Source organism: Novosphingobium sp. RL4, assembly GCF_035658495.1.
Lineage (GTDB): Bacteria > Pseudomonadota > Alphaproteobacteria > Sphingomonadales > Sphingomonadaceae > Novosphingobium.
This window is the reverse complement of sequence record NZ_CP141945.1, coordinates 275,839-297,052: the sequence shown is the minus strand read 5'-3', so window position 1 is coordinate 297,052 and position 21,214 is coordinate 275,839. Positions and strand designations below refer to the sequence as shown.

Here is a 21,214-nt window from a genome sequence, read left to right as displayed (position 1 = left end):
TGTCCAGGTCGTGAACCTAGCCGGTCGCGATGGAAAAAGGATCCCCCCCGCCCGGAGGAGGTGGGCGGGGGAGAAAGGGGGGAGGTCAGAACTTGACGCGCGCACCCATGGTGAAGCGGCGTTCGAAGATGTTGTTGTAGGCCTTCTGGTCCTTCCAGGTGAGGTAGTACTTCTCGTACTCGCCCGTGAGGTTGGAACCCTGCCCGTAGATCGTGATGTTCGGCGTCACGTCGTAGCTGATCGAGGCGTCGACGTAGTTGGTGGGCGCCTGGTAGAGTTCCAGACCGGCAATGCCGCCGAAGTTGGACTGTACCGCGCGCTTGGAACGGAAGTTCCACGCCACGCGGGCCTGGAAGTGCGAGTCCTGGTAGAACACGGCCGCGTTGGTCTGGATCTTCGAGTTGTCCTGGAAGGGAATCTTGCGCCCCGCCAGATCCTTGTCGCCGGTGCTGGAGGGCGAGAAGGTGAAGTTCGTGTCGATGCCGAAGTTTTCCAGGAAGCCCGGCATGAAGCCGAGATCGGTGAACGAGAGTTTCGCACCGGCCTCGACCCCCTTCAGCGAGCCGCCCGAACCCTGCACCGGGGTGCTGATCGAGACCGTGCGGTTGCGCACCACGCCGTCGTTGTCGGGCAGGTCGGTCCGGATCTCGTTGCCGCTCTGGATGAAGCTGTCCACCGCGATGTGGAAAGCGCCCAGGCTCAGCAGGCTTCCCCGGCCGAGGTAGTATTCCAGCGATGCCTCGACATTGGTGGCGCGCCAGGGATCGAGGTTCGGGTTGCCGTTCTGGCTGCCGCCCGTGACGCGGAAGACAGGGGTTCCGGGAATGCTGGTGTCGATCGCGTAAGTCGGGTTCAGGCCGCCGCCCCACTGGTTGAGGTCGAGCAGGGTCATCGTCTTCGAGAAGGCGAAGCGGAACTTCAGGTTCTGCGCCAGGTCGAAGGCCACGTTGAACGCGGGCAGGATGTCGGTGAAATCACGCTTGGTGTTGACCGAACCGCCCAGTTCGTTGGCGAGCCCGTAAGGCTGCGGGCCTCCGGTGATGTACTGGGTGATGTCGAGCTTGGTGTTGATGACCTTCACGCCCCCGTTACCCGAGAAGGGCACGCCGAACAGGTCGCCATGGAAGTCCGTCTGGACATAGCCCGAAATCTGCTTGACGCCGACCTTGAACGAGGCGCCCGGGTTCATGACCTCGACGTTGCCGGGGTAGAACTCGTTCTGGAAGGCCAGGGCGTTATCCATCGCCTTGGGATCGAGCACGTACATGGCAGGCACACCGGCAACGCCGGGGTTGAACAGCTTGACCCGGCCGCCAAGGGTTGGATCGTTGGCGAGGCGGGTGAGACCGGCGGTGTAGAAGCCGGAAGCGTCGCCGGCGCTGCACGAGCTGTCGCTCATGGGAACGTCGAACGCCTTCCACTTCACGAGGCAGCCGTTCGGATCGCTCGCCATGCCAGCATAGAGCGGCGCAGCGCGGTCGAACTCGTAGTCATTGATGGAGCGTTCGGAATAGCGGCCGCCGAAGCTCACCGTGAGGTCCGGCGAGGCTTCGTAGGAGCCATCCGCACGCAGGACCTTGAGGTCGCCCTTGCGGCGATAGTTGCCTTCCGACGACATCGTCTTGAGCGCATAGTTGCTGATGTCGCCCAGTTCGCTCAGGAGCTGGGAGGGCAAGGTGAAGACCGGCTTGTTGCCGGTGAAGTCCACTACGGCGGGAAGCGAGTTCAGCCCGGCAATCGTGTTGACGGTGTAGCCGTTCTCGTTGAACACGCGGTCGCCGTCGGGATAGTGGCCGATGCCGCCCGGCTGCCATTGCCGGCCGTCGGACATGCTGAACTGGAGGTAGCTCTGGTCGTAGTACTGGTGCGCCTTGCCATAGATGCCGCGCAGGCTTCCCTTGAACGGACCGCCATTGTCGAATTTCAGCTCGACGTTGTAGTTCTGCGACTGCGACTTGTAGCGATCGGTCTGAGCGTAGGAATCGAAGTTGCCGAGATCGTAGTTGTAAACCTGGGTGGTATTGATGTTGTAGGTGCGCCCGTCACCGCCGACATAAGTTGCGCCCGTATCGCGTGACTGGCCGGGGACGAATTCCGCCGCCTGCCAGTTCACGTTTTGCATCTGGAAACCGGCGGTGCGGTCATGCTCGTTCTGGCGGGTGAAGAAAGCGTCGCCGGTCAGGGTGAGGGCGTCGTTGATCATCCACTGCGCCGAGCCGTTGATGCCGAGGCGCTGGCGCTGGTTGATCTTGTTCCAGCCGGTGAAGCCCTGCGGAACGATGAAGGCATCGTTGGAATTGCCGTTGTCGTTGACGTCCACGCCGCCGGCTACCGCCGTGCCACGCGGGCGGTTGGCGGGCGAGAAGCCGTTGGTGGAGGTGGCGTCCAGCGTGCCTTCGTTATGCAGGGCGGCGCCGTAGCCTTCCTGGATGCCGTTGTGCGAATTCGACAGGCGCACGTCGGAATAGGCGGCGGAGACCATGAAGCCGAAGCGGTCGTTGTGCCAGGAAAGCAGGCCGTTGAAGTTCGGGTCGAACTTGTGCTTGGTCTTGTCGCCGTAGGCCCCTTCCGCCGCGACGGCGACGGTCACGCCTTCCTTCAGGTCGAAGGGACGGCGGGTGCGCAAGTTGACGGTGCCGGTGATGCCGGCGTTCAGCGAATCCGCGGTGGCCGACTTGATGACGTCGGCGCCTGCGAAGAGCTGCGAGGGGATATCGTTGAAGTTCGGCTGGATCGTGGTGATCGACTGCGCGCCGAGATAGGCTTCGCCGTTGAGCAGCGTGGTAACTTGCGGCAGGCCGCGGATATTGATGGTCGAACCTTCGCCCGCGCTGCGCAGGATCTGCACGCCCGGAATGCGCTGGAGGGAGTCCGAGATGGTGACGTCGGGCAGCTTGCCGATGTCCTCGGCAGAAATGGAATCGACCACGGAAGTCGCATTGCGCTTGATGTTGACGGCGCGTTCCTGGGAGGCGCGGATGCCGGTGACGATGATTTCCTCGGCGCTGGGATCGGCCGTCGGAGCGGCGGTACCGCCGCCTTCGGCCTGTTCCGCCACGGCAAGGCGCGTGGCGGTTCCGGTCAGGACCGGCGCGATTTCCTCGGCCCAGGCGCCATGCGACGAACCCAGTGCAACGATAGACGTGGCCGCCAACAGGACGCCACGACGCACGCAACTATGCTGCTTCATTCCCCTCAACTCCTCTCCACTCACGCGCGATGCGTGCCTCATTCTTTTCGGAGAGGGGCGTCGACCCGCGGTCGTACTGCCGCTTATCCTCTCCGGGTGCGAGTATTCTTGGTGACTCGCGTTGCGATACACATCTGCCCAATAGGGAAGAGCGTCAACTTAAATTTTTTCTTTTTTGTTAGTTCGGCGAGCAATCCGGATGTAATCGTCTGAGCCATGAAAAGAGAGGATCGCATCGTCGCATCACCTGATTCGGCGGAAGCCCGTGGCAAGCGGCTCGCCATCTCGCTGTCCGGCACCAACCTGGCGCGGGCGAGCGATTACAACCAGCGCATCGTGCTCCAGGCCATCCGGCTCAGCGGCGAAACCACGCGTATCGAACTGGCCCGGCAAACCGGCCTGACCGCGCCCACCATCGCCAACATCACCTCCCGGCTCGACGAGATGGGCCTGATCGCCCACCTCGGCCGCAAGCATGGCGGCCGGGGGCAGCCGGCCCTGCGCCTTGCGATCAACCCGGACGGGGCCTTCGCCATCGGCCTCAACGTGGACCGCGATCACATCACTCTCGTCGCGCTCGACCTTGCCGGCGAAGTGCGCAGTCGCGTCACCCGCGAAGTCCGCTTCGCGCTGCCGTCCGACGTGCTGGCTATCGTTGCCGAGGAAATCGACGGCCTGCTGGCGGCGGGCGGAGTCGACCGGGAACGGGTGCTGGGGATCGGTCTTGCCCGGCCCGACGATCTCGGCGGGATCGCCTTGCCGCACAAGCCGGAAGGATACGGCAGCTGGTCGGAAGTCGATTTCCCCAGCCTCCTCAAGGAAATCCTGCCCTGGCCCGTCCATGTCGACAATGACGCAGCAGCGGCCGCTCTTGGCGAGGCGCAAGGCGTGATCGGGCAGGAAAGGCCGAGCTTCTTCTACCTGCTGATCAGCGCGGGTCTTGGCGGCGGGCCGGTGATCGACGGCAGCTATTATCGCGGCGCGCGGATGCGGAGCGGCGAAATCGGGCTCATGCCGGATGTCGGCGCGGCCGAGCCGGGGGCGGTGGTGCAGGACACCGTTTCGCTTTCGGCGATCGAGGAGCGGCTGTTGCAGGCCGGGCGCAGGCTCGATGCGCTGGAGGACCTGCTCGCCCTGGATCCGGTGATGGCGACCACGATGGACCAGTGGATCGCCGACGCCACCCGCGCGCTGACCGGGCCGCTGGTGGCAGTGTCGTGCCTGCTCGATCCCGACGCCATCGTGATCGGCGGCCGGCTTCCGGTGCCGCTGATCGAACGGTTGAGCGCCCGGCTCGACGCCGCCCTCGCGCAGGTTTCCATGCCCAATCGCGTGCCGGTCCATCCGGCGCAGATGGCGGCGGAAGCACCGGCCATCGGCGCGGCTATCCTGCCGTTCCTTGACCAGCTCCTGCCCTCAGATGCCATCCTCATGCAGGCCGGTCGCTCGGACCCGATCTAAAAAAAAGAAATTGTCTTATTCGGTGAACGTGCCAAAGTGCGCTTGAACATTTGAAGCGTCGCGGGCGTGTATGGATTTGCCTGGCGAAGGCGCAGTTTTACCGGAGAGGGCTATGGCGGGTTTCGCGCCGATGCGGCGAGCAGCCGCATGACCATGCGGATTGGAATCGATTTCGGCGGCACCAAGATCGAGGCGGCGGCGCTGGCTGCCGACGGCTCGGTTCTGCACCGCCGCCGGACGCCGACGCCCGGCTCCTATGACGGCGCGCTGGCGACGCTCTGCGAACTTGTGGCGGCGGTCGAAGGCGAGCTTGGGATGCGCGGCACGATCGGGATCGGCACGCCGGGGTCGGCGGCGCGAGGCACCGGCCTCATGCGCAATGCCAATTCGGCCTATCTCAACGGACGCCCGTTCCAGCGCGATCTCGAAGCGGCGCTGGGCCGGCAGGTCCGTCTTGCGAATGACGCCAACTGCTTCGCCCTGTCGGAAGCCATCGACGGTGCGGCGGCGGGCAAGGCGTCGGTCTTCGGGCTCATCATCGGCACCGGCTGCGGCGGCGGCTTCGTGCTGGACCATCACGTCGTGGGCGGCGCGCATGGACTGACCGGGGAACTCGGGCATATGCCGCTTCCCGATCCGCAGCCCGACGAGCTTCCCGCGCCGCCTTGCTGGTGCGGGCTGCGCGGATGCTTCGAATCCTGGGTTTCGGGAACGGGGTTCCGCCGCTCGTTCGAAGGCGCGACCGGACGCGATCTCGATGCGCCGGCCATCGTTGCCGCCGCCGAGGCCGGGGATGCGCATGGACGCGAGGCGCTGGAGCGCTACCGCGACCGTCTGGCGCGCGGCCTCGCGGTGGTTGCCAACCTGCTGGATCCAGACGCCATCGTGCTGGGCGGCGGCATGTCGAATGTCGAGCCGATCTACGAGGGATTGGCGCAGGCCGTGCGGGCGCGGACTTTCTCCGGCGCGTGGACCGGCGAAGTGGTGCGGGCGCGCTGGGGCGACAGTTCGGGCGTGCGCGGCGCGGCGCTGCTCTGGGACTTGGACGAGGCGGTTCCTGCCGCCTGACCCCGATCAGGGTGCGCTGCGCAGCGCGCAGACCTCGCCGGAAAGGCGGGGCACCAGCCGTGCGCCGTTCGCGGTGAATTCCAGCGTGGCGGCGTCCGCACCGAAACGGGGCCATGCGGGCAGCCCGGCGGCATTGGGATCGCCCGTGGCTGCAAACGCGGTCCAGTAAGCGGCGAGCGGGGCGAGCGCGCCTTCCGCGCTCCCTGCGGCGCCGAGGACGTAGCGAATTTCCGAACCGTGGGTGACCGGGGCTTCTCCGGGGCCGTCGATGCTGAACTGGTAATGCCAGGTGCGCCCGCCGCCATGCGCGCGGGCCGCCGCGACATGCAGGGCGGGGCAGCGGAATGTCAGGTCGTTCGCCAGCCGTAATTCGAGATCGGCGGGCGGCGTGCCAGCGCGCGTCAGGCCATATGCCTTCAGCGCGCTGGGCGCATTCGTTCCGAACCCCTGCGCGATGGCCCGCTGCGGCGTGCCGTGAAGGCCGAGTTCGTGGAAGTTGTTGCCCAATATCAGCGGAATGTCGTTGCCGGTCCCGCGTGCCAGCGATGCTGCCGGGGTTTCCGTCAGCACCACTCCGTCGACCACGGCCTGAAGCCAGATGAAGCTGTCATCATCCAGCGCGGGAACGTCCGCCGCCTCGCTGGCGGCGATGAGCGCCGCTGCCGGGACGGCGCGAAGCTGCCGTGCCGAGGCATGGGGCGGGGCCCCGGCGGCCACGGCGATATGCTCGCCGAGTGTTTCGTTTTCGGTCAGGCTCCGGGGCGGCAGGCCGAAGCCGGGAGTTCCGCTTTCGGCGATGGCCTTGGCGAACAGCCCCCGGGCGCCGGGCGAGAGCATTTGCAGCCCGACGTCCTGAGCCCCTGCGGATTCGCCGAAGATCGTCACATTCGCCGGATCGCCGCCGAAGCGGGCGATATTGGCTTGGACCCAGCGCAGGGCGGCTTGCTGGTCCATCAACCCGTAATTGCCCGAATGTGCGCCGAGCGCCGGGTGGGACAGGAAGCCGAGCGCGGAGAGCCGGTACTGCACGCTGACCAGCACGATGCCGCGCCTGACGATCGGCGAGGAGATCGTGCCCGCACCGCCGCCGCCGCGATTGCCGCCGCCGTGGATCCAGACCATGACCGGCAGCGGCTTCTCAGGCCGCAACGATGGCGTGCCGACTTCCAGATAGAGGCAATCCTCCGACTGGTTCGCCGCCGCTTCATGGTTCCAGCCGTAATCCACCTGCATGCAGGCCGGGGCTGATCGCGTGGCTTCGCGCAGGCCCTGCCACGGCATGGCGGGTTGCGGGGGCTGCCAGCGCAAGTCGCCGATGGGCGGCGCGGCAAAGGGAATGCCGCGAAACAGGCTGCGCCCGTCTTCGGCGGTCTCGCCCCGGATCGCGCCGGCATCGGTCTCCACCACGGGCGCGGCGGCGCTCGTCCCCGCCGCAGTCAGGACGAGCGCCGCCAGAGCGCCGATCATGGCACGCGGGCGGCGGCCAGCGGCCTTGTCGCGGGCAGGGCGAGGGCCTGTTTGAATGCTGCCTCGGCAACCTTGTTCATCACTTCATATCCGGCGGGCGTCGGGTGGACATGGTCGGAGGTGAGCCCCTCGCGCGCGCCGAGGCCGGTGCCCTTCATCGCCGTCCAGTAATCGGCATAGACCGCGCCGGTCTTTACGGCATAGCTCTTGAGCCAGGCATTGATGCGCTGGATGCGCGATCCCGTGTCGAGGCCGGGGCGCCAGGGGAACAGGTCGGCCGGGGGAATCGAGGCGATCACCACGCGGATGCCGTGCGCCTGGGCCAGTTCCACCATCGAGCGGAAGTTGCCCTGGATCTGCTCGTCGGTCATCGGCCCGGTATTACCGGCGATGTCGTTGGTTCCGGCCATGATCTGCACGACCTGCGGCTTGAGATCGATCACGTCCTGCCGGAAGCGCAGCAGCATCTGCGAGGTCGTCTGCCCGCCGATGCCGCGTCCGATCCGGCCCGGCGTGAAGAAGGGGCGATCGAGATCGTACCAGCCCTGCGTGATGGAATCGCCCATCAGCACGATGCGGGGGCGGGCAGCAGTGGCCGCATCCGCCAGATTGGCGTCCCGGTAGCGCGTCGTCCAGGCCCAGTCAGTTCGCAGGCGCAGGTCCGCCGCCTGCGCCGCATTGGGCGCAGCGGGCGCGGTCGGAGCCGTCTGGGCAAGAACCGGCGCGGAAAGAGCCAGGGAGGACAGGGCAAGGGAGGGAAGGGCGAAAGCAGGCAGAATTTTCAGGCGCAAGGTCATTTTCCTGTGGCGATGGTCCGGGGTTCGACGTTCCAGCCGCGCAGCTTGACCGAAGGTGAATTGCCGGCGGCAGCGGTGGGCGCGGTGATCGTCACGTTACGGGTCTCTCCCGGCAGAAGCGAGACGTAGTTGTCCGAGAAATAGGCCGGAAGCACCTGTTTTCCCTTGGCATCGAACAGGGTCAGCTTGGTCTGGATCGCGGCTGTCGTGCCGGGGTTGGTCAAGGTGACCTCGATCCTCGTCTCGTCGCCGTCCTGCGCCGCCCTTGCGCTTGCGGTGAGGGGCACCTGCGCCATGGCGCTGAGCGCCTGAAGCGCTTCGTCGCTCGCCGCCTGCCAGTAGAAGTTGTCGGAAAGCCGGGTTCCCGATGTGTCGACCGCCTCCAGTCGCACCAGAACCGGACCCGAGGCCATGAGCGGCGCAAGGTCGAGCGTGAAGGCCTCGCCCACCTTGCCGGCGGTGAGATCGAGTTTCGTCTCCTGCGCCGCAAGCTGGCGGCCGTCGAGCGCCTGCACCCTGGCCCGCACGGTCACGCCGGAAAGCGCGGCCATGCGGTTGTTGACCACGATCACCTTGTGGTCCGGCAGGTTCATCTGGACGTGGACCGGCTCGGAGGCCTTCTTCATCCCGTAGAACGCGCCGTGGGTGTCATAGTCGGAGGATAGGATCTGCCACGCCGAACTCGGCCAGGCGGGCTGGGTCATCCAGAGCATGCGGCCCGAATTCTCGGTCCAGAGGCCGGCGTTCATGCCCTCGAAGATCGCACGGTAGCTTTCGTATTCCAGCATCTGCGCCTTGCGCTCGAAATCGGGCAGGCTGGTCGGCTTGCCGAATTCGCGGTCCATGGCATCGGTGAAGGTCTTGACCGCGCCGTTCCCGGTCTGGTGCCAGTCGTGATAGGCCCAGGTATCGCTGATCGGCCAGCGCTCGCTCGCCGGGATCGCGCGCTCCCACGATTCCAGTGTCGGGAAGGACGGCGTGCCCACCTCGACCGCGAAGCCCTTCGAGTATTCGGTGAAGTACTTCTCCGGCGCGCGCCAGTTGTAGGGGCCGGAATCGTGCAGGCTGATGCGATTGGACGAGGTCATGTAAAGGCGCGTGCCGTCTTCCTTGCGGAGCAGCGTGTCCAGCCCTTCGTTGAGGATCGGTTGCGGCACGCCTTCGTTGCGGCCGAACCACAGCACGATCGAGGGATGGTTGCGGAACCGCTGGACCACGTCCCTGGCATTGCCGAGGAACAGGTCCGCGTCCTCGGCCTCGATATTGTAGTCCTGCGTCGATTCCCAGAAATCGCTCATGACCATGAGGCCGTATTCATCGGCGAGATCGAAGAAGCTGGCCTGCGTATTCTGGCCCACCCAGTTGCGGATGACGTTGACGTGGGCGTTCTTGTGCAGCTTGAAGAAGGGCTCCAGCCGCTCGCGGTCCACGCGCTTCATGAAGTCGTCCATGCCGATCGAGCCGCCGCGCGCGGCGATCCGCACGCCGTTGACGCGCAGGACGAGGAACGGCGAAAGGCCCTCGTCGCCCCGGATCGGGGTGACGGCGGGGGAGTTCTCGGCGCCGGGCGCGAAGGAATAGGCCCAGCCGCCGCGCACCTGCCGGATCGCCTCGTGCCGTTCGTCCACGATCTGCTGGCCGAGCGCCCGCGCCTTCTCGAAGTCGATGGCGACCCGGTCGAGATTGCCTTCGCCGTCCACCAGCGAGAGTTCGTAAGTGACCTGCCGCATGCCGAAGCGCAGATCCTTCGCATCGGACTTGCCGCCATCGACCGAGGCGGTCAGGTGAAGCGTGTGCAGCGCCGGGTCGCCGTATCCGTTGGGCCACCAGAGCCGGGGATTGCGCACCGCCAGCACGGCGTCGGTCTCGGGCGAGAAGCGCACCGAGGCGGACTGGCGCGCCGGAACGGTGATCGATCGCTCCACGGTCACGTCGTCGAAAGCGGCGCGCACGGTTGCGGTGCGGGGCTGGTCCGACAGGTTGGAGACCGGAACCGTGATCTCGACATTGGCCACGGAATTGTCGGGATTGGGCAGGGTGGTGACGACTTGCGGATCGCCGATCCGCACATCGCCCGAGGCGAGGAGCTGCACGTCCTGCCAGAGCCCGGTCTGGCGGTCGCGGATGGTGGGGATCCAGTCCCAGCCTTCGGAGGCGCCGAAGGTCGGCCCGTCGAGCATCATCGCCCCGCCGTTCTCGCCAACGCCTGCCGTCAGCGATTCCTCATGGGCGCGGCCCGGATGCGGCGGCGGCGAAACGCGGATGGCCACGGCGTTGCGGCCGGGCTTCAGGTAGGGCGAGACATCGAAGCGGCCGCGCACGAAGGCCCCTCTGGTGGTGCCGACCTCGGTGCCGTTTACCCAGACCTGCGAACTGAAGTTCACCCCGTTCAGCAGCAATTCCAGCCGCTTGCCGGAAGCTTCTGCGGGAAGATCGAACTCGGTGCGATACCAGTAGTCCTGCCGCGCCAGCTTTTCGGGAATGACGAGGTTGTTCAGCCCGTGCGCGGGGTCGGGATAGACGCCCCGGTCGACAAGGGTGGTGAGCACGGTGCCGGGAACGGTGGCCGCGTACCACTTCCCGGTCGTGAAGCCGGGGCGGGAGATGGCAGCGGCATCGCCGGAAACGGCCGGCGCCTCGGCCAGCGTCCACTTCTGCAAGGTCCACCGCGCATCGCCCTGCGGCGCCAGGGCGGGGACTTGCGGCACCGGCTTGGCGACCGGCTTGTCCGGCGCGGTAGCACTGCGGGGCAGGGTGGCGGGAGGCTGGGGCGTGAGCTGGCCCTGCATCTGGCGCACCTGAAGCGGCCAGCGGGCGCTGGTCTCGGTAAACTGGATCAGCGCGGGATCGGGCGCCTGCGCGGCGGCCTTGCGCAAGTCGGCCTCTGCCGCCGCGCCGGCCTCCAGCTTCAACCCGGCGATGCGGCCCGCCACGCTGCCCGAAGGGTTGGCGGATGGCGCTACCAGCAGTCTGGCGGGCGGTGATGCGAGAGGGCGGGCCAGCGCCGCTGCCGGCCGGCCGTCGATATAGAGCCGCTCGCCCTTGTCGGTGGCGACCAGCGCGAAATGGTGCCAGCCTGCCGCATCGCGCAGCACCGGGCCGGAGGCGCTGTCTTCCCCGGCCGAGAGCACGGGCCTTGCGCCGTCGAGCGCGATCGACACGATCGGGGTTCCTGCCGGGTCGGCCAGGGCGACGAGCTGTCCGTGCGAATTGCTGGCAAGGGCGGCCCAGAAGCTCAGCGTCCAGGACGATCCGGGCGCGACATCGCTGGACCAGGTGGGCGCGGCGGGAATCACTTCCAGATCGACCGGCCCGGCGCCCTGCGCGAAGACCGAATTGGCCAGGACAAGAAGCGGCATCGCACAGGCAGTTGCCAGAACCGCGCGCGCGGAAATCTTCATTCCCTTCATCATCCCCATCCCTTCAGTGCCTCTTGGCTTTGACTGTCAAAAAAGCACGTCCCGTCGCAAAAAGAAAATGTTTTTGCATAATCGGATCGATTTAGTCGGGCGTGAGGAAGGCTTGGACTTCGCGCAACTTCGTCGGGATCGGTCAAGGCGGATGCGCGACATGAAAGCAACATGCCCCGGCAATCCGCACCGCCGAGCCGTTATCGCCATGGCGAAACCGGCGGTGCGCATTCCAGTTTGTCCGAATTCGTCAAGCTACGGCGCCCGGCAGAGGGCATTACCATCAGGTTGAGGAAGAGGTCGGCTCAGGTCCGTTCTTGCGGCGGTTCGCCGGGGGCCGGGGCTTCTTCCTCGGTTCAGATGCGCGAAGCCGCGAACATACGGACGGCAGCGCATACAGGGGAGGTTTTTGAATGGTGCGCTCGATTTCCGCGCGATCGGTTTCCATGCTCGCGCTTGCGGCCGCCGCTGCAGGTGTGCCCGGCATGGCTCTGGCCCAGCAGCAGCCCGCCGCCGAAACGCCCACCGGCACCGAGATCATCGTCACCGCGCAGCGCCGCGCCGAACAATCGCGCGATGTGCCGATCAGCGTGACCTCGCTCGGGCAGGAGCAGCTCGCCACCGCCAACGTCAACCAGCTTTCCGATACCGCAAGGGTGACGCCGGGCCTGCGCTTCGACAGTCAGGGCCCCGCCGTCCAGCCGACCATTCGCGGCGTCGGCACCGCCATCACCACCTCCGGCGGCGGCCCCAATGTCGGCATCTATGTCGACGGCTTCTTCCAGGCCAATACCTACATGTCGGACTTCGATCTGCTGAACGTGCGCGGCATCGAAGTGCTGAAGGGGCCGCAGGGCACCCTGTTCGGACGCAACACCACCGGCGGCGCGATCATCGTCTCCACGGCCGAACCCAGCACCGAAACCAGCGCCCAGGCCAAGGTCAGCTATGGCCGCTTCAACGCCGTGAAGGCGCAGGCCTATGCCACCTTCGGCATCAGCGACCGCGTGGCGCTCGACGTGGAGGGTCTCTACCGGCGCGGAGACGGCTACTTCACCGATCTGTCCAACGATGACGACAACATCGGCAGGTATGAAAACTGGTCGATCCGGGTCGGCCTGAAGGCCGATATCACCGACGACGTCTCGCTGCTGCTGCGCTGGATCCATGCGGAGACCGACGATCCCACGACCCAGCTCGTCAATGCCTATGTCGACAAGTCGGGCGGCGCGGGCTTCTTCGACAAGATTTCCTCCGCCGGGCAGGCGTTCTACGGGACTTCGAGCTCGAAGGGCCTGCCGCTGGTCTATCTCTACGCGCCCAGCTCCACTTATGCGACCAAGCCGGGCGATGTCCTGCTGAACACGCCGGTCAGCTTCCGCACCAATTCAGACGCGCTCCAGGCCACGATAAAGGCTGACCTCGGCGTGGCGGACTTCACCTCCTACACCCAGTATCGCAAGGACCTGTCGCCCTATTACGGCGATCTCGACGCCACCGGGCTGCCGTTCTTCAACATCTACGTCGGCGTCAATGACGAGACCTGGAGCCAGGAATTCCTGTTCAATTCCAAGCCGGGGTCGCCGCTTCAGTGGACTGCGGGGCTCAATTACTTCCAGATCCGCGATACCTGGGACATCGGGGCAAGCTTCGGCGGTTCGCCTTACGGCCAGTTCGGCGGTTCGAACACCAATACGAAGTCCTACGCCGCCTTCCTCGATGCCACTTATGCGGTCAGCGACAGCCTCTTCTTCACGCTCGGCGGTCGCTACAGCCACGATATCGTCGATGACGGCTACTTCGTCACCAACGCGACCACCACGTCCTATATCGGCCCCAACGGCGAAGTCGTGCCCTATTCCGGGGGAGCGGGCGTGCGCATCCCGGTCAACACGCTCAAGAACGACAGCTTCACGCCGCGCGTGGTGGTGCGCTACAAGCCGAGCGAGGAATCGAGCGTCTATGCCTCGTTCACGCGCGGCTACAAGGCCGGCATCCTCAACGTGGGCGGCTATTCGCAGCAGCCGGTGAAGCCGGAGAAGATCAACGCCTTCGAAGTGGGCTTCAAGTACGACGACCGCCGCCTCCAGGCCGACCTTGCCGGGTTCTACTACGACTACAAGAACCTCCAGGTTTCCAGCTTCCAGAGCGGCGCGGCGCAGATCCGCAATGCCGCATCCTCGGAAATCTACGGACTCGAAGCCCAGCTCCGCTACAAGGTGACGAACGATTTCAGCCTGCTGGGCGGCGCTGCCTGGACCCATGCGCGCTACAAGTCGTTCCCGAACGCCCCGTACTACAGTTACTGCGACCCGACCGTTGCGGATCTGACGAACCCGATCGCCTGCATTCCCACGGCGTTGGGCGGTATAGGCCCCGGCGCGCTTACCCAGACGACGACCGATGCCTCCGGCTACAAGATGCAGCGCGCGCCCGAATTCACCGGCAATATCGGCGCCAGCTACGGTCTCGATCTCGGCGGCGGCAGGCTCATGCTGTCGGGCAACCTCTACTACACCTCGAGCTTCTACTTCGACCCCGAACAGCAGTTCAAGCAGAAGGGCTACGAAGTGCTCGCCCTGCGCGCGGAATGGACCGATCCCTCCGACCGCTACACCGTGGCGATCTACGGCGATAACGTGACGGGCCGCCGCTATCGCACGCAGGTGCTGTTCAATACGCTTGGCACCGGCTCGGTATGGAATGCGCCGGTGACTTACGGGATACAGTTCGGAGCGAAGTTCCGCTGAGGTCCGGTCCCGCCCCGGCGAGACGCCGGGGCGATGCCGGTTTTCTGTCCGGATATGTCAAGTCTGGCGGGCATGGCGATGCGATACGGGCTTGAAAGAACCGATAACGGAGAGGAAGCATGAGCCCTGAACTGGCGGCATTCGTCGATCGCGAAGCCATCCGGGATTGTGTCGCGCGGCTGGCGCGGGGCGAGGATCGGCGCAGCGCGGAGCTTATCCGGGGCTGCTGGTGGCCCGAGGCCCGTTTCGACTACGGCGTCCACAGCGGCGATTTCGAAACCTATCTGGCATGGGTCGTTCCGGGCGCGGATGCGATCAAGGACACCCAGCACCTGATCGGCCAATCGTTTATCGAACTGGACGGAGACCGTGCGAAGGCGGAAACGCACGTCTTTTCCTATCACCGCGTCGACATGGGCAATGGCGACCGCGACACCTGCATCGGCGGCCGCTATCTCGACAGTTTCGAGAAGCGCGGGGGAGAGTGGCGCATCGCCGGGCGGGTGATGCTCTACGACTGGGAGCAGGACTGGGGCGCCGCGGCGGACTGGTCCAGGGGTGTCATGGGCTATCCCTTTACCGCTGAGCATTTCCCCGGCCGGGCCAAGGGCGATTACAGCGAGGCATGGTTCGCGGGAGATCGCGGATGAGCGCGCCGCTGTCCGGAAAGGTCGCGCTGGTCACGGGCGCCAGCCGGGGTATCGGCAAGGGCATCGCGCTGGTGCTGGCCGAGCAGGGCGCGACGGTCTACGTCACCGGACGCACCGTGCGCGAGGGGGACTATTACCTGCCCGGCACCGTCGGCGGCACTGCGGCCGAATGTGACGAACGCGGGCGCGCAAGCGGCGGTAGCGGCGTGGCGGTCGCCTGCGACCATGGAAACGATGCGGCAGTGGCGGCCCTCTTCGAACAGATCGAGCGGGAGCAGGGCCGGCTCGACATTCTCGTCAACAACGCCTTCACGCTGTCCGACGATCTGCTGGAGCCCAAGGGTTTCTGGGAAAAGCCGCTTTCCAATCTCGAGATGTGGGATGTCGGCGTGCGTTCCAACTATGTTGCGGCGTGGCATGCGGCGCGGATCATGGCGCCGCAGGGCTCGGGGTTGATCGTGGCGATCTCCGGCTTTGCTGCAGTAACTTATACTTACGGCGTGATCTTCGGTACCTCGAAATCCGCGGTAGACCGCATGGCGCGCGACATGGCGATCGAGCTGGAGCCGCACGGCGTCGCCTCGCTCACCCTTTGGCAGGGGCTGACGCTCACCGAGAAGGCGCGGGACAACCTCGCCAGGATGGGCGACCGGATGACCACCTCTATCACCTCGATGCAGGGCAGTTCGGTGGAACACCCCGGCCGCGTCGTGGCTGCGCTGGCAGCCGATCCGCAGATCATGAAACGATCGGGCGGGGAATTCGTCACAGCCGAACTGGCGCAGGAATACGGGATTGCGGACGTGGACGGCAGCGTGATCGCCTCGGCCCGTGCAAGCCGGGGCTCACCGGTCTGGAAGCCGATTTCGGAGGTCGATTACCGTGGCAAGTGACCGTGAAAGCCGTCTTGGCGAACTGCTCGACAAGCAGGACATCATGGAGTGCCTCGCGCGGTTTTCGCGCGGGATGGATCGTTTCGATCGGGACATCTATCTGTCGGCCTTCCACGAGGATGCGGAAACGGCGGCGGGGCCGTTCGTCGGCAGTGCGGCGGATTGCTGGGACTGGGCGATCCCGATGCACGAGGCGGGGCAGATCCTGACCCATCACGCCCTGCTCCAGACCACGATCGACCTCGACGGCGATACGGCCCATACCGAAACCTACTACCAGTTCACCGGCCGCAACCGCGATGAAAGCCTGTGGGTTGCCGGCGGGCGCTATATCGACCGGCTCGAAAGGCGGGACGGGCAGTGGAAAATCGCGCTGCGGACCAATGTGATCGAATGGGGCTTCGTGCCGCAACCGATGCCCATTCCCTTCGCCGACGTACCCGATATCGCGCTGAACGGCGTATCGAGCCGGAACGCGGAAGACCCCTCCTATCAGCGGCCGCTGGTCAATCGCCGCGCGCCGCGCAATCCGGCCAGGGAGCAGGGCTGATGGCACGGATTTCCGACGGGCTGGTCGGCCGGGTCGCGCTCGTCACGGGTGCCAGCCGCGGCATCGGCAAGGGCATCGCCTGTGCCCTGGCCGAACATGGCGCCACGGTTTACGTCACCGGCCGAACGGTGGAGGCGGGGCAGAGCGCCTTGCCGGGAACGCTGGCGGAAACGGTGGCCGAAGTGGACGCGCGCGGCGGCAAGGGCATTGCCGTGCAGATGGACCTTGCGGATGAGGCGCAGATCGCGGCCGTTTTCGAACGGATCGAGCGTGAGGAGGGCCGGCTCGATCTGCTCGTCAACAACGCCATGGCCATTCCCGAGGCGATGACCCGGCGTGACGGTTTCTGGGAAAAGCCGCTGGCGGAATGGGAAGTCTGGGATACCGGGCTGCGCGCCGCCTACATCGCGGCCTGGCACGCCGCGCGGATCATGGTGCCGCAGGGATCGGGCCTGATCGCGGCGCTTTCCGGCTATGTCGGGGTGACGTACACTTACGACGTGGTCTTCGGCACGACCAAGACCGCGACCGACCGGATGATGCGCGACATGGGCCACGAACTGCGCGAAACAGGCGTGACGGCGCTCTCGCTCTGGCAGGGTTTCACGTATACCGAACGCGCGCTGGAGAACCTCAAGTCGGTGCCAGGCATGGCCAGCCAACTCAACAGCGCGGCCGGTTCTTCGCCGGAGTTCCCGGGGCGGGTGATCGCGGCGCTGGCCATGGACCCGAACCTGCACGCGCGCTCCGGCGGGACATTCATCAACGCCGAACTCGCCGCCGAATACGGCGTGACCGACCGGGATGGGCGCACGATCCCGTCCTTGCGCGAAACCCGTGGCGCCCCGCTGTGGGAAGCGGGCGCGATCACGCACGCCTGACAGGGCGGGCTCAGCCGCCCCAGACGGTCTGCGCGTGGCGCAGGAAGTTCAGACCCATGATCTTCTCGATCCGCGTGCTCGAATAACCCTTCGCGGCGAGCAGGCGGGCCAGTTCGCGGAACTGGTCGGGGCCGCGCAGGTCGGTGATGAAGGGGTAGGTGTCCGGCCGTTCGCCCGCGGCGCTGATCCCGGCGGCCCGGCGTTCGGCGATCTCTTTTGCAAGGACGCTCTGGTAGTGCTGGAGGTCGTCGATCTGGGTGACGGTGCCATCCGTGCCGATGCCGACATGATCCTCGCCGCACAGGTTCACGGCATGATCGATGTGGCGCACCACGTCCTGCGCCGTGGCATGGCCCGAAGCGTTGAGGAAGGGCATGAAGTAGATGCCCACGAACCCGCCCTTTTCCGCCACAAGCCGCAGTTCGGCGTCCGTCTTGTTGCGGGGCAGGTCGGTTACGGCGCGGCAGCCGGTGTGGTTGATCGATATCGGCACGCGGGACAGGCGCGCCGCCTCGAGGCAGGTCCGCTCGCCGCTGTGCGAGAGATCGACCATCACTTTCGCCGCGTTGAGCCGCTCCACCACCTCACGGCCGAACGGCGTCAGACCCCGGTTTTCCGGTGCCATCGAACCGTCGCCAAGCTGGTTCGCCGGATTGTAGGTAAGCTGGAACACGCGCACCCCAAGGCCCGCAAAGATATCGACGCGGCTCGCATCGCTGCCCATCATCGCGCCGTTCTGGAAGCCGTAGATCACGCCGACCTTGCCGTCCGCCTTGGCCTTGCGGATGTCGGCGGCGGTCAGGATCTTTGCCAGCCTGCCGCTGTTGGCGCGGATCGCGGCATCGGTTTGCGCGATTTCGCGCACGCTGAACTCGAAAGGCTCGGCAGGCCCGGAGACATATCCCAGCGTGACGTTCACCGCCGTCAGCCCCGAGGCCGCCGCTTCGGCCAGCACGCGCGGCGTGAACTGCTCCACATCGGCGCCGCTTTCGCTGTTGGGATCGGCGAGGCCGCCCAGCGCATTGATTACGATCCAGTCGTCGATCCGGCCCTTTGCGGATGCCGCCGCGGCCATGGCCGTGCCCGGTGCGAAAGTTGCGGCGGCCATGGTCATCGCGCCGCGGGCGATCAGTGCACGCCGGTCAATCATCGTCCGTTCCCATTTCCTCGGTCGTCACGGGCTTGTAATCGGCGCGGGCATAGGCCTTGCCGCGTTTCACCGTGCTTTCGATGCTGCGAATGTTGGCGATATCCTTCAGCGGATCGGCGCCGAGCACCACGAAGTTGGCAAGCTTGCCCGGCTCGATCGATCCGGTGTCCTTCTCCTGCCCGGCGGCCCTGGCCCCTATGAGCGTTGCTGCATGGATCACGGCCAGCGGCGGCATCCCGACATCGCGGGCCATGAAGTCCAGCTCGTCGTAAAGCGCGGGCCATGGGCTGGCGGTATCGGCCTCGAAATCGGTTCCGGTCGATATCGGCACGCCCGCTTTCCATGCCTGCCGCACGAGGCGCGCGGTGGCTGCGCCGGTGCAGCGCAGCGCGCGGGTTTCCGGGTGTTCCCTGCGCAGCCGGTCATAGCGCACGAACAGGCTCCCGGTCGCGTCGAGCAGGGTGCCGCGCGCCAGCATGTCGCGGTAGAGCCCGGCGATCACGGGATCGTCGCCCTTCTTCGCCAGCAGGTTCTCGTGAACGGGCGTATGGTCCTCGTAGGAGGCGAGCATGACCGGTTCGAGTTGATAGGCGAGGTAGCACGCGTGGCTGACCACGTCGGGCCCGGCGGCGATGACGTCGGCCGGGCGTGTCGGGAAGACGGCGCTGTGCGCCCAGACCTTCATGCCCTGCCTGTGTGCCTCGGCGGTGAGCGCGGCGATGCGATCGGCGGGAAGGTCGGCGTAGATCTTGATCGCGGTGGCGCCGGTGCCGCGCGCCAGGGTGATCGCGGTGGGGATCGGGGTCCTGGCGTCGATCGATTGTGCCCAGGGCGCGGTGCCGGGCGTGTATCCCATGCTGACCGCGCCGACACGGGGATCGCCGAAGAACGGCGGCCCGGCCATGACGGCGGCGGAATAGATGTCCGGCGCCGGAATTTCGCCGACGAGGGCCGCGCGCGCGAGTTCGCTGACCGAGCGCAGGTCGTCCGCCATGTCCCGTACCGAGGTCACGCCGCCATAGAGCAGGCGGCGGAGCTGGCCTTGCGCGCGCTTCGGGTTCGGCGGGGTCGCCATGTGCACGTGCGTGTCGATCAGGCCGGGAATGACCCAGCGCCCGGAAAGATCGACCTTGCGCGCCCCTGCGACCTCTTCCGCCGGGAGTGAACCGTGCGGACCGATCGCGAGGATGCGGTCTCCCTGGACGAGGATGTCCTGATTGGCGCGGGCGCCTGCGCCCGTGCCGTCGATCACCGTGGCGCCGCCGTAAAGCACGGGGACGACCGGTTCGGCAGCCATTGCAGGCTGGACGGTGCGCGGGGCGGCAAGGGAAAGCGCAAGCAGCGCGCCGACCGCAGCGGCCGTTCGGGTAAAGGCGATCATCCGGCCATCGGTAATGGGCGGATTACAGGGTTGCAAGCCGATGAACGGGAGTTCACCGGTCCGGTCGGGGCGCGCGCGTCAGGCGGCGCGGCGGCGACCATGGAGCAGGAAGAGCGCGGCACCCAGGACGTTCCAGCCGAGGCAGGCCAGCAGCGTCTTGTTCGGCAGGCTCGCGAAGAGATAGAGGCAGCCGCCGATCGTCAGCACGCCGACGAGAATGCCCGCGGGAACGCGGAACGGGCGGTGCGCGCCGGGTTCGCGCTTTCGCAGCACGATCAGGCAGGTGCCCACTGCTGCAAAGGCGATGAGGGTTCCGGCATTGGCGAGCGCGGCGATTTCCGAGATCGGCAGGATGCCGGCCAGGATGGCCACGATCACCGCCGTCATCGTCGTGACCCGCACCGGGGTTCCGCGCGACGAGAGCTTTGCGAGCGAGGCGGGCAGGAAGCCGTCGCGGGCCATGGCGAGGAAGATGCGGCTCTGGCCGTAGAGGAAGCCGAGCAGCACGGTGGGCAAGGCGATCACGGCCGCGATGGCGACGACGCGGGCGACCGGCTCGCGGCCCATCTGGCGCAGGATCAGGGCGAGCGGCTCGGGGCTGTCGGCGAAGCGGGTAAAGGGCATCGCGCCGATCGCGGCGGCGGCAACCAGCACGTAGACGAGCGTGCAGATCGCCAGCGAGCCGATGATGCCGATCACGAGGTCCCGGCTGGGATTGCGGGTTTCCTCGGCCGCGGTCGAGATCGCATCGAAACCGTAGAAGGCGAAGAAGATGATCGCGGCGGCGGCCATGACGCCGCGTTCGATCCCGTCGGGGCTCATCGACTTGCCGAAGCCGTAAGGCATGAAGGGGGAAAGGTTGGCGGCGTCGAACGCGGGCAGGGCCACGGCGACGAAGAGGCTGAGCGTCAGGATCTTGATGACGACGAGCACCGTGTTGATCCGCGCGCTTTCCCGCGTGCCGAAGGCGAGCAGGCCCGCGACGACGGCGATGATGAACACGGCGGGGACATTGACGAGACCGCCCAGTTCCGGGCCCTCGGTCAGTGCCTTCGGGAAGCCCACCGCGTGGAGCAGCGGCGAGGCATAGCCCGACCAGCCGACCGCGACGGTCGATACCACCAGCGAATATTCGAGGATCAGGCTCCAGCCGACGATCCAGCCTATCGTGCTGCCCAGCACCTTGTGGCTGTAGCTGTAGGCGCTGCCGGCGGTGGGCATCATCGTCGAAAGCTCGGCATAGGCGAGCGCGGCGCAGGCGCAGATGGCACCGGCGATGGCGAAGGAAACCAGCACTGCCGGACCGGCACGGTCGGCGCCGACGCCGATCAGCGTCAGGATGCCGGTGCCGACGATGGAACCGACGCCGAGCGCCAGCAGGTGCGGCCAGGACAGGGTCTTTGGCAGCGCGGCGGGCGCGGGCTGGATTGCTTCGGTCATCGTCTTGTCTGTCTTTCCCGGATATGTCCCGCATCCGGCGGGATCGCGCTTTCAGGAGCCACCGACTAGCATTCCTGCCGGGTCACGAAAAGCCGGGCGCGCCTTCCGATCCCCAAGGACATGCGG

General features: G+C 66.4%; 14 protein-coding genes. 7 read left to right on the top strand and 7 right to left on the bottom strand.

The genetic code is table 11. The features are described 5' to 3' along the window. Positions 1-85: 85 nt before the first annotated feature. Positions 86-3,190 carry a TonB-dependent receptor gene (locus tag U9J33_RS18650; protein WP_324699656.1) on the bottom strand — a complete coding sequence of 1,035 codons (3,105 nt, stop codon included), beginning with the start codon at positions 3,188-3,190 and terminating at the stop codon, positions 86-88. 216 nt (positions 3,191-3,406) lie between these two features. On the opposite strand from U9J33_RS18650, the gene U9J33_RS18645 reads away from it, so the two are divergent. After that, positions 3,407-4,651, top strand: coding sequence for an ROK family transcriptional regulator (locus tag U9J33_RS18645; RefSeq protein ID WP_132469550.1), 1,245 nt, complete (start codon positions 3,407-3,409; stop codon positions 4,649-4,651). A 147-nt stretch (positions 4,652-4,798) separates the two neighbouring features. After that, entirely contained in the window at positions 4,799-5,719 is a 921-nt protein-coding gene (locus U9J33_RS18640) for an ROK family protein (protein ID WP_324699655.1), read from the top strand. A 6-nt stretch (positions 5,720-5,725) separates the two neighbouring features. On the opposite strand, the gene U9J33_RS18635 is transcribed toward U9J33_RS18640, so the two are convergent. Genes U9J33_RS18635 through U9J33_RS18625 form a run of 3 tightly spaced genes read right to left on the bottom strand, consistent with a single transcriptional unit; the run spans position 5,726 to position 11,393 of the window. Next, positions 5,726-7,186, bottom strand: coding sequence for a carboxylesterase/lipase family protein (locus U9J33_RS18635; protein WP_324699654.1), 1,461 nt, complete (start codon positions 7,184-7,186; stop codon positions 5,726-5,728). Continuing rightward, positions 7,183-7,983 (bottom strand): GDSL-type esterase/lipase family protein, encoded by an 801-nt coding sequence (locus U9J33_RS18630; RefSeq protein ID WP_420719912.1) that lies wholly within the window; start codon positions 7,981-7,983, stop codon positions 7,183-7,185. Before U9J33_RS18630 ends, U9J33_RS18635 begins: the two co-directional genes overlap by 4 nt. After that, positions 7,980-11,393, bottom strand: coding sequence for a glycosyl hydrolase 2 galactose-binding domain-containing protein (locus U9J33_RS18625; RefSeq protein ID WP_420719921.1), 3,414 nt, complete (start codon positions 11,391-11,393; stop codon positions 7,980-7,982). The genes U9J33_RS18630 and U9J33_RS18625 overlap by 4 nt, the downstream gene beginning before the upstream one ends. A gap of 413 nt (positions 11,394-11,806) precedes the next feature. Here U9J33_RS18625 and U9J33_RS18620 point away from each other — a divergent pair, with 413 nt between their 5' ends. From U9J33_RS18620 to U9J33_RS18600, 5 genes are all read left to right on the top strand, one after another. After that, a complete protein-coding gene (locus tag U9J33_RS18620; RefSeq protein ID WP_324699651.1) occupies positions 11,807-14,143 on the top strand; it encodes a TonB-dependent receptor in 2,337 nt (778 codons plus the stop codon). A gap of 119 nt (positions 14,144-14,262) precedes the next feature. Beyond that, positions 14,263-14,793, top strand: coding sequence for a nuclear transport factor 2 family protein (locus tag U9J33_RS18615; protein WP_054434573.1), 531 nt, complete (start codon positions 14,263-14,265; stop codon positions 14,791-14,793). Beyond that, positions 14,790-15,686, top strand: a complete 897-nt coding sequence (locus tag U9J33_RS18610; RefSeq protein ID WP_054434571.1) for an SDR family NAD(P)-dependent oxidoreductase — start codon at positions 14,790-14,792, stop codon at positions 15,684-15,686. The genes U9J33_RS18615 and U9J33_RS18610 overlap by 4 nt, the downstream gene beginning before the upstream one ends. Then, positions 15,676-16,236, top strand: a complete 561-nt coding sequence (locus tag U9J33_RS18605; RefSeq protein ID WP_324699650.1) for a nuclear transport factor 2 family protein — start codon at positions 15,676-15,678, stop codon at positions 16,234-16,236. The genes U9J33_RS18610 and U9J33_RS18605 overlap by 11 nt, the downstream gene beginning before the upstream one ends. Then, positions 16,236-17,117 (top strand): SDR family NAD(P)-dependent oxidoreductase, encoded by an 882-nt coding sequence (locus U9J33_RS18600; RefSeq protein ID WP_324699649.1) that lies wholly within the window; start codon positions 16,236-16,238, stop codon positions 17,115-17,117. Before U9J33_RS18605 ends, U9J33_RS18600 begins: the two co-directional genes overlap by 1 nt. Positions 17,118-17,127: 10 nt before the next feature. On the opposite strand, the gene U9J33_RS18595 is transcribed toward U9J33_RS18600, so the two are convergent. The 3 genes from U9J33_RS18595 to U9J33_RS18585 all read right to left on the bottom strand — a co-directional run bounded on the left by U9J33_RS18595 (position 17,128) and on the right by U9J33_RS18585 (position 21,088). Next, entirely contained in the window at positions 17,128-18,231 is a 1,104-nt protein-coding gene (locus tag U9J33_RS18595) for a dipeptidase (RefSeq protein ID WP_420719920.1), read from the bottom strand. Between the two features lie 28 nt (positions 18,232-18,259). Next, entirely contained in the window at positions 18,260-19,648 is a 1,389-nt protein-coding gene (locus U9J33_RS18590; protein WP_420719911.1) for an amidohydrolase family protein, read from the bottom strand. 78 nt (positions 19,649-19,726) lie between these two features. After that, positions 19,727-21,088 carry an amino acid permease gene (locus U9J33_RS18585; RefSeq protein ID WP_324699647.1) on the bottom strand — a complete coding sequence of 454 codons (1,362 nt, stop codon included), beginning with the start codon at positions 21,086-21,088 and terminating at the stop codon, positions 19,727-19,729. Positions 21,089-21,214 lie beyond the last annotated feature (126 nt).

Coding starts and splice junctions, on each gene's coding strand:
- U9J33_RS18650 (WP_324699656.1), bottom strand. CDS start 3,190: ATGAAGCAGCATAGTTGCGTGCGTCGTGGCGTCCTGTTGGCGGCCACG.
- U9J33_RS18645 (WP_132469550.1), top strand. CDS start 3,407: ATGAAAAGAGAGGATCGCATCGTCGCATCACCTGATTCGGCGGAAGCC.
- U9J33_RS18640 (WP_324699655.1), top strand. CDS start 4,799: ATGACCATGCGGATTGGAATCGATTTCGGCGGCACCAAGATCGAGGCG.
- U9J33_RS18635 (WP_324699654.1), bottom strand. CDS start 7,186: ATGATCGGCGCTCTGGCGGCGCTCGTCCTGACTGCGGCGGGGACGAGC.
- U9J33_RS18630 (WP_420719912.1), bottom strand. CDS start 7,983: ATGACCTTGCGCCTGAAAATTCTGCCTGCTTTCGCCCTTCCCTCCCTT.
- U9J33_RS18625 (WP_420719921.1), bottom strand. CDS start 11,393: ATGAAGGGAATGAAGATTTCCGCGCGCGCGGTTCTGGCAACTGCCTGT.
- U9J33_RS18620 (WP_324699651.1), top strand. CDS start 11,807: ATGGTGCGCTCGATTTCCGCGCGATCGGTTTCCATGCTCGCGCTTGCG.
- U9J33_RS18615 (WP_054434573.1), top strand. CDS start 14,263: ATGAGCCCTGAACTGGCGGCATTCGTCGATCGCGAAGCCATCCGGGAT.
- U9J33_RS18610 (WP_054434571.1), top strand. CDS start 14,790: ATGAGCGCGCCGCTGTCCGGAAAGGTCGCGCTGGTCACGGGCGCCAGC.
- U9J33_RS18600 (WP_324699649.1), top strand. CDS start 16,236: ATGGCACGGATTTCCGACGGGCTGGTCGGCCGGGTCGCGCTCGTCACG.
- U9J33_RS18595 (WP_420719920.1), bottom strand. CDS start 18,231: ATGACCATGGCCGCCGCAACTTTCGCACCGGGCACGGCCATGGCCGCG.
- U9J33_RS18590 (WP_420719911.1), bottom strand. CDS start 19,648: ATGATCGCCTTTACCCGAACGGCCGCTGCGGTCGGCGCGCTGCTTGCG.
- U9J33_RS18585 (WP_324699647.1), bottom strand. CDS start 21,088: ATGACCGAAGCAATCCAGCCCGCGCCCGCCGCGCTGCCAAAGACCCTG.